Genomic DNA, 8,846 nt, shown 5'->3' on the forward strand with positions numbered 1-8,846 from the left:
GCGATCATCATCGCGCCGCGACACTGACTCGCCATCCTGATCGCCGCGCTCTTCCGACCCAGATCGTCGCGCTATAGCGAAAACACCTTCAGCCGAAGTCGATCCGATCTGTATTGGCTCAAATCCGTCCGATCGTCAGCTTTTCGAACGCTAATGCGCCCAGCATGAGCGTGCGGATGTCTGGACGGCGGCGCCTGCTCCCGACCGCAACGGACGTGGGCAACCAGCCACGCTAGGCGCGAGCGGAAGTTGGTAAGCGCCAGTTTTGACGGGGGCTCGAGGGCTTAAAGGTCGACACGAGCTTCCGAACCAACTGCGTCGGAGCCGCAGGCATGAATACGAGCCGAGAGCCCGACTCACCAGAACCGCCTACGGACGCGATCGGCTTTCAGCAGCGGCTCAGTGGCGCGCATGCCAGGCCGTGTGGACTCTTGGTATTTCGCTGAGCCGCCAATGCCTGACCAATTTTCTGAAAGGACGCGTAACTAATGATTTAGTATATTCATCTTGGCGGGAGGCCAAGATGGCCAAGATAGTCGACAGCCTGCCAGAAAGGACGTTGCCAGGTGCTCCTGCCGTTGGCGACGTCGCGAAGGTCTGCTGGCGGCGGACTATGTCCGCGCTCCGCGGGCTGCTATGGAATGCTTACCCAGTGGGCGCTCGCCGTGTAATTGTCCAGATCAGAGGCCCGCGTCCATCGACGGTTTGATACGAACGAACCCCTCTTGTCGAAATTCGGCTGTGTGGGGCATACCCAGCATGGTGAAACTTGTGGTCCGGGAGTTATTGCTAGGCAAGAGGCCGGCCCTCCTTAGTATGTTGATCTGGGCATCCGAGGCCGTATGGGGACAGAAGACCCAGTGGTCGGCTATGAAACGCTCGTCCTCGGGAATGAAATTTGTGAGCTCCGACAGCGCAGCCCCGGCGGACGAGGATGGCCCGGCTTGCGAAGGTCCGGCCTGAGACGGTCCAGCCTGCGATGACCCGGCTTCCACATTCTGCCAAATTAGATCAGGATCAAACTCTGGGAGTTCCGCGATGGCTTGAGCGATCGGCTGCTGCGAGCCTGGCTGTGGAGAGCTTTCTCTGGCGGCCACCAATGGCCCGGGGGAGGGCGCAGCCGGCGCATATAGATCATCCTCCCGATCCAACAGTGATGAATAGGGATGCCCCGACTCCAAATATTGCGAATAGGGATGCCGGGCGTCCAGATATGGCGAGTAGGCTTTGCCCTGCTGCACGGGAGATCCCGCAGCAGGTGGCAGAGCACTATCTTCGACCTCGCGCAGCTGGTGCTCAAAGCCCGCTGGACCCGCGGGCGCTGATGGTGAATCGGGCTGCGGGCTTGTGTTCGTTGGGCTGATTGAGTTGAAATCCATCCTGCTCCTCCTTTGAAAGTTTGGCTCGAGCCATAGTTCGACGAAGGCCATTTGCATTGCGACCTCCAGAGAACTGTTTCGAAGGCTCGTGTGGAGTGCACCCTCCGAGCCGCCGGCAGAGCATCGGGTGTTCGATGTGCATCTCCATTAAGATGGATAGGCGGCATCGCCCTCTAGACATCCGCTCTCTCATGCTAAGAGAGTTAGCTTTCGAGAAGCTGACGAGCGTCAAGAGGATTCGCAATGAGCCAATGGAGAAGGCATTGACCTTCGCCACAAGCTGCTTCGCATTTTCAATTCATCTCTGCTTGGCGCAGACTTGCGCACGATGCTGTCCTGACGCGGCGCGTCCCCTGCAGTATCTCTCCAGCAGGCGGTCGAGGCTCATCCTGGTGTCGATCAGGATCTGATATGCCAGGATGAGGATGCCGGCCCTTCGCTGGACCGTGGCATGCCTAGCCGTCGCATGCCGGGCTATCGCTTGCAGGGCCATTGCAGGCCGGACCCCACGCTCGACCCTTGCAGCCGGACCGTCTCAGCCAGGTCCTTCCGAAGCCGCACCACCAGAACTGTCCGAGTTCCATATGTTGGACGGACGTCTCGCCAAGGATTACTGGGTTTTCATTGGCCAAACAGCCACAGGCGCTCAGATCGATATGCTGGAGTGCAGCGGAGTGAGACCGAGCAAGGACCGCCACAAAGGTTTTCACTCTTCTCGGGGTGCCCACACAGCCGAACGCAGAGCAGAGGGCTTCATTCGTCTCACGCCATCGCTGGACTCGATCCCTTGGCCCGAAGCCGGCTGAAGATCGGCCTGCGGACTCTGGGGAAGATCGGCCTCCCCACTAGCAACCATGGCTCGCGCCTCGGCAGGGCCATGTCTCTGGCGCCGACAGATTGAAATTGCGGACGGCAACGGCAGTCGGTGACGGCCCCCGGCCGGCGAAAAATTGCCAAGCTCCCACTTTAAGGCCCAATCGATCAGTGCAGAGACCTGGTCACGTCAAGATAGATGCACGGCGAGAGACAAACGATCACCAGTGCGCCCTCTTCTCACTTTTGCCTTCTCCGCCCTGCACTTTATATGAACCGACGCCGCGGAGTCGGCCACCTTGACCATCACGCGTGATTGTCACGTACACAGCCGCCGGCCCGCAGCATTCAAGTCAGGTTTTTCCGCGTCCCTTTGGCTAAGGTGCGTAAAACAGTTTCCGTCCGCCCTTCCCAAAAGGACGGCTAGCGTGCAACCAATTCTTCTTAAGCCGCATTGCAGGCGGCCTTAGCGCAAACCGCGTGGACATCGGTTACGTCGCGCGCCTCGTGAAACCGGGATTGAGTTCATTTGCGCATCGGCACATCAACGGGCGCAGTTTTCTTCGATCGGTTGCCCGATACCGCGCTGCCTCTGCTCATCCCAGCCGGAGCGTTTTTGATGAACTCCGATACTGGCGGACACCTTAGGTGTGCTCAACACCTCCACTTTGGCACGTCCATCCCAAAGGCCCGCGACCATGATTTCGAGCGGCATAGATCAAGGTCCGCTGCGGCCCCGCAAGCAGCGGCAGAGCCGACTTTCGCAAACGTCCGAAAATGCGGGGGCGCTCCAAAGCGCCGTTCCGTCTGGCTACGTCCGGCCGAAAGCTGCCCACACCCCGTCTTCGCCGTCCCAGCTGCCGCGGCTCGCCGCCTTGGAGTACTCGGTGGCGCGCTGCTCGAAGAAATTAGCGTGCTCGACGCCATTGAGAATCTCGACGAGCCAAGGCAGCGGATGCGCCTTGAGCTGGGTGAACCCGCCCTCCTTGGCTTCGAAGAAGCCGAAGACCGGGGCAATCCGCAACTGGGTCAGTCGCCAGTCGGCGACATAGCGGACGTAAGTGTGGATCTGCTCAGGCCTCATGCCCTCGATCTTGCCGAGGCCGAAGGCGAGGTCGACGAAATTCTCCTCCAGCTTCACCATGGTTTTGGCGACGTCGACGATATCGTCACGGACGGAGCGCGTCACCGCGCCGGTTTCTCGGTTCCATTCGTGAAACAGCTTGATAATGCCCTCACAATGCAGGCTCTCGTCGCGAACCGACCAGCTTACGATCTGTCCCATGCCGTTCATCTTGTTGTGGCGGGGGAAATTGAGCAGCATCGCGAAGCTCGCGAACAACGCCATGCCTTCGGTGAAGGCGCCGAACATCGCCAAGGTCCTGGCGACATCGGCTACTGTGTCGACGCCGAACTCGTGCATGTAGTCCGCCTTGGCACGCATCTCGGAATAGCCGCGAAATGCCTCGAACTCGGTCTTGGGCATGCCGAGCGTTTTGAGCAGCAGCGCATAGGCGTCGATGTGGACCGTCTCCATATTAGTGAAGGCCGCCATCATCATCTGGACGGTGAGCGGCTGGAAGATCGGGATGTAGCGCTTAAGATAGTTATCGCCGACTTCGATGTCCGATTGGGTGAAGAAACGGAAGATCTGAGTGAGCAGCGCGCGCTCACTGTCGGTAACGCGGTCCGATGCCCAATCCTTGAGGTCGGCACCAAGCGGCACCTACTCGCCCATCCAATGGGTCTGCTGCTGGCGCTTCCAGAACTCGTAAGCCCAGGCGTAGCGATCGACGTCATAGCTGCCGGTCGAGTCGAGGAGGCCGACGCACCGTTTGCCGATCAGTGTGCGCGGATCGACGGATGAGAGATCGATCACTGACATGCGAGGCACTCCTCATAGTCAGTGTGCCGCTGCGGCTGCGGCGGCGCCGCGTTGTCGCCGTCAGCGATGTTGCCGGCGAACGCCGCGCGCGAGATCGATTTTGAACGGCAGTAGTAGAGGCTCTTCACCCCGCGCTTCCATGCCGTCCAATGCAGCATGTGAAGGTCCCACTTATCGACGTCGGCCGGCAGATAGAGGTTAATCGACTGGCTCTGGCAAATGAACGCGGCGCGGTCGGCGGCAAGCTCGACGATCCAGCGCTGGTCGATTTCGAAGGCGGTGCGAAAGACCGCTTTTTCGTGTTCCGACAGGGTGTCGAGATGGGCGACTGAACCCTCGTGCGCGATGATCGACTGCCAGGTCGCCGAAGTATCTGCGCCCTTGGCGGCCAGCAGCTTGGCGAGATGCGGATTACGCACCGAGATGGCACCGGACAAGGTCTTATGGGTGTAGATGTTGGCCGGGATCGGCTCGACGCAAGCGCTAGTCCCGCCGCAGATGATGCTGATCGAGGCGGTTGGCGCGATCGCGATCTTATGGCTGAAGCGCGCCATCACACCGCGTTCCAGTGCATCCGGGCACGGCCCACGCTCGCGCGCGAGCGTCACGGATGCCGCGTCGGCATCGCGACGGATTTTCCGGAACATGTTCAGATTGAACGACTTGGCCACGACACTTTCCATCGGAATGCCCTTGGCCTGCAGGAACGAATGGAAGCCCATGACGCCGAGGCCGACGGAGCGCTCACGCAAGGCGGCGTAGCGGGCACGCTTCATGCCGTCCGGCGCCACCGTGATGAAGTGGGTCAGCACGTTGTCGAGGAAGCGCATGACGTCCTCGATGAAGCCTGGCTTCTCATTCCACTGATCCCAGGTCTCGAGGTTGAGCGACGACAGGCAGCACACCGCGGTGCGCTCCTCGCCGCGATGATCGATGCCGGTCGGCAGGGTAATTTCGCTGCACAGGTTGGAGGTAGAGACCTTGAGGCCGAGCTCGCGCTGGTGCTTGGGGAGCGACCGGTTCACGGTGTCAATAAACAACAAGTAAGGCTCGCCGGTCTGCAGCCGGTTCTCCAGGATGCGTTGCCACAGTTGGCGGGCGTCGATCTCGCGGATGACATCGTTGGTCCTCGGGCTGCGCAGAGCGAACGCGGTGCCGGCGCCCACGGCACGCATGAACGCGTCGGTAACGTTGATCCCGTGGTGCAGGTTGAGACTCTTGCGGTTGAAGTCGCCGGACGCCTTGCGAATCTCGAGGAACTCCTCGATCTCGGGATGGTGGATATCGAGATAGACCGCCGCAGAGCCGCGCCGCAACGAGCCCTGGCTGATCGCCAATGTCAGGCCGTCCATGACGTGGATGAACGGGATGATACCCGAGGTAACGCCGCCCTTCACCTTCTCGCCGATCGAGCGAACGTTGCCCCAGTAGGTGCCGATGCCGCCGCCGTTAGAGGCAAGCCAGACATTCTCGTTCCAGGTGCCGACGATGCCTTCGAGCGAGTCCGACACCGAGTTAAGGAAGCATGAGATCGGCAGACCGCGCGTGGTGCCGCCGTTGGACAGCACCGGTGTGGCCGGCATGAACCACAGCCGAGACATCGCATCATAGAGACGTTGGGCATGCGCAACATCATCCGCGAAGGCGCAAGACACCCGCGCGAACATGTCCTGGAGCAATTCGCCGGCGAGCAGGTAACGGTCGGTCACCGTCAGCTTGCCGAACGGCGTCAACAGGTCGTCGCGCGTCCGATCGAGCTTGAGATCGGCCCGCCTTGGCGATGGAGCAAGGGGGCGCGGCAGCGGAGCCGGCGATGGCAAGACAAGACCCGACTCAGGCGGGGTAGGCCTTGCCTGCGCTGGGCGCGGCTGCACATGCGGCGGCTCAATGAGATGACCCTGCTGATCGAAATTGTAAGACGGCGACATCGGCAACCCCGCGATGTTGGGCGCGGGCCGGCGCGGACGACTTGCGAGGAATCCGGGCAAATGTCCCCGGCTGCAAGCGACCCACCGGGACACCCCGCCCGAGGACTTTCATTCGGTCGCGGCAGGTCTCCTGGCTCGCGGGTCACTGCGGCCATCGGCCTTCCCGGCGCTGTGTCGCGCCAGTGACCATGATGACAACCGCTCGCCGCTTACAGTTGCGGGGGCAGCCCCGGAGTTGCCGTTTTGGCGCACCGGGTTCCCTCTTAGCTTCCACCCTACAAGATGTGGGGAACGGAAGACCGTGACTGACTATAGATAGGTCTACGCGCCGGGATTCGTCAATTGGAGAGATCAAGATTTAGAAGGCAAAAACATACCGACCGCCCGGACCACTCTATCGCCGCTGTCACTTCTTGCTGCAGAGATGCCTTGGGCTGCCTTTCAGTTTCCGTTAAGCTTGCGCATAGTCGAGGAAATTCTGACCCACGTGTCGCATTGATGCGATCTATGAAACCGCGCGTCAGCAGAGAGGGAATTCGGCAAGGCGCTCTCCGATCTGAATCGCAGCGCTCGCCGCGACAAATGGCATCTGGACGAATCGTTATCCATCGTCGGCGAACAACATTGGCCCTGGCGCGCCTTCGACCAGAATGGCCTTGTTTTTCGACGTCTTGATCCAGCGCCGAAGAGACTCGCGCGCTGCACAGTGGTCCTTAACTGTCAGGGCTCCAGCGCAACGTGCAAGCCCTCGTTGCTTTCAACATGAACGTAACGGGGTCCAATCGGCCGTCCCCTGCCGCTGGCGACGGTGACAACGTCTTCCAGAGGCGTGGCCCGCGCATCCGCCTCTGGGCGAGACAAGATCAGATCCGCATGCAACAGCCCTTCTGATTCGAGGCCGGTCGCATCCACGCCAAGGGCCGCCAAGCTGGCCAAACAACTTTCAAACTCTTCAGCATCGCGAAAGCGACGCTGGATAAACGTCGCGCCGGTAAGACGTTCTGTCACAAGACCACGCTTTGCAAACGCTTCGGCCAACGATTCAAATGGGAACATTCGTAGCACAAAGGAGATGATCCATGGTTGCTTCTCTGTCGCATCGAGAATCTCGCTGAACGTCTTCTCGGTAACGTAGCCGATGCATCCGGTTGACATGATAACATCCACGGAGCGGAGAATGCGCGCGCTATCCGTCGATAGCGCCTCCTTTTCAAGGTCAGCGACGATGCCCTGCTCCAAGAGGCCAACACTCTTTGCATAGCTGATCGCCTGTACCGACACGTCGAGGCCGATAAAGCGCGCCAACCCGACATCAGGCCAGGCTGCATAAAAATTGCGATCGAGACTCACCAGTGTTTCAGAACTGATCGCCCTCATCTCACGCCGGGCGTAGCGGTGACGCAAGCCCCCGAAGGTCAGCGGAAAGCGATGCACTGCTGCGTTGATGCCGTATGAACATCCAACGTCGAGCACGACGGGCTTAAGGCCGGTTGCCGAAGCTTTCGCTGCCAGGATTTGGCGCACAACCGGCTCAGCCACGTCCGGAATCATATAATCTAGGTCTCCGAGGATCGAGAAATATGCCCTCGGATCATCAGAAGCATAAATATTATGGAATATAGCTTTAGACCGATTAATACGCGAAAAATCCATCCGCAACACAGTTCCTCCCATCTCATTTGCAAGCGAGTCGACGACAGTGCCTTCGTACTCGCCCGCACTTTGGTATACAGGTCGGTCTTACACCCGCCGATGCGACAGCAGAAGCGGCAAGCGGACAAGAGCATCCGCCTGCGTAAGATTTTCATGAAACTGGTCCCGCACCGATGAACAGCCGCTGGAGATACATTCGGCCGAGTTGAGAGCGGGTCGAGGCAACGGCAGGCAACATGAGAAGAACCGTTTCTGTCGCGTGATAAGATTGGCAGCATTCGTGAGCGCGAATCGGCCAGCACCTTAGAGAAGCGAGCTGACCGAAAGCTGACGAGCGTTCGTTACCCGATGACCGCGGCAGGTTTCCATTTAGGAAGAAGCATCGGCCTCCAACTTGGGACGAATTTTGGTGTCGATCCTGTCGTGAAAATAGCAGGTATACTCATCCGATCTCGGAGGCTGCATCTTGAAGAAAGTGCTATGTGTTCCTGTTTTCACCTGCCTGACGTCGCCAGGACGCTCGGCGCGCCGCTGACGCTGCCATCGACGCCTTACAGTTACATGTTCTGGATCAGGACCTCGCGACCGCACTACAGGAATTCGGTCACAATCGGAATATCCGGGTCAATGTAAGTACTGGGGTGAAGGGGCGGATTCGCGGGCGGCTACCGGAACTCCCACCGCGAGAATTTCTCGACCGCTTGATCAAGCTCTATAATTTTCAATGGTACTACGATGGGCGGGTGCTTTACGTATCCGACGCGCACAAGGCGCAAAGCCGACTACTGATCTTGAATCCGATCAGCTTTGATGCATTCAGAGACGGCAAAGCCGTCGCGTATCGCAACGACGCCACAGGCTTCGAGCAACAGCTGTCCGAGCTAGGAGGTAGCGGCATCCTACATCGCAGCTTGCGATTTTTTTTGATGCGAACCTTTGAACTGCTCTAAAAGACTCGTCATACGGATGAAATTCGACGTTTAAGGATGAGAGACGTTCCCGCTGTGAGGAGTAACACGGGCCTCAACCGGCAATAAGCAGACATGCGCGGTCAATCCAAGGAGCTTTGAGCAGAAACTGACGGGACCGCATGAAGCGGACGAATCTAACTAACTAGTACCCGGAATCAGAGCTGAGTGATACGGCGGCCTTTGAAACGGCGTTGACGGACCTTTTTCTTGGTCCAGA

The 8,846-nt window shown here is 59.3% G+C and carries 7 protein-coding genes and 1 riboswitch; of the genes, 1 reads left to right on the plus strand and 6 read right to left on the minus strand.

Going from position 1 to position 8,846, the window contains the following annotated elements; translation table 11 throughout:
- Positions 1-680: 680 nt before the first annotated feature.
- From QJT82_RS44565 to QJT82_RS44590, 6 genes are all read right to left on the minus strand, one after another.
- Positions 681-1,436 (minus strand): hypothetical protein, encoded by a 756-nt coding sequence (locus QJT82_RS44565; protein ID WP_233475198.1) that lies wholly within the window; start codon positions 1,434-1,436, stop codon positions 681-683.
- Positions 1,437-2,736: 1,300 nt separating this feature from the next.
- A complete protein-coding gene (locus QJT82_RS44570) occupies positions 2,737-2,907 on the minus strand; it encodes a hypothetical protein (protein ID WP_155258801.1) in 171 nt (56 codons plus the stop codon).
- A gap of 96 nt (positions 2,908-3,003) precedes the next feature.
- Positions 3,004-3,918, minus strand: a complete 915-nt coding sequence (locus QJT82_RS44575; protein ID WP_244436106.1) for a ribonucleotide-diphosphate reductase subunit beta — start codon at positions 3,916-3,918, stop codon at positions 3,004-3,006.
- Positions 3,919-4,077: a hypothetical protein gene (locus tag QJT82_RS44580; protein WP_244436105.1), complete on the minus strand. Its 159-nt coding sequence runs from the start codon at positions 4,075-4,077 to the stop codon at positions 3,919-3,921.
- On the minus strand, positions 4,068-5,897 hold the full coding sequence (locus tag QJT82_RS44585; RefSeq protein ID WP_225161267.1) for a ribonucleoside-diphosphate reductase subunit alpha: 1,830 nt from the start codon (positions 5,895-5,897) through the stop codon (positions 4,068-4,070). The genes QJT82_RS44580 and QJT82_RS44585 overlap by 10 nt, the downstream gene beginning before the upstream one ends.
- Positions 5,898-6,107: 210 nt before the next feature.
- Positions 6,108-6,324, minus strand: a riboswitch (cobalamin riboswitch).
- Between the two features lie 401 nt (positions 6,325-6,725).
- Positions 6,726-7,658, minus strand: a complete 933-nt coding sequence (locus tag QJT82_RS44590; protein WP_026192318.1) for a hypothetical protein — start codon at positions 7,656-7,658, stop codon at positions 6,726-6,728.
- A gap of 701 nt (positions 7,659-8,359) precedes the next feature.
- On the opposite strand from QJT82_RS44590, the gene QJT82_RS44595 reads away from it, so the two are divergent.
- Complete coding sequence (locus tag QJT82_RS44595) at positions 8,360-8,608, plus strand: hypothetical protein (protein ID WP_016847924.1); 249 nt, start codon at positions 8,360-8,362, stop codon at positions 8,606-8,608.
- Positions 8,609-8,846 lie beyond the last annotated feature (238 nt).

Origin of the sequence: Bradyrhizobium sp. Mp19 (assembly GCF_029952935.1) — a bacterium.
Classification (GTDB): Bacteria; Pseudomonadota; Alphaproteobacteria; order Rhizobiales; family Xanthobacteraceae; genus Bradyrhizobium; species Bradyrhizobium elkanii.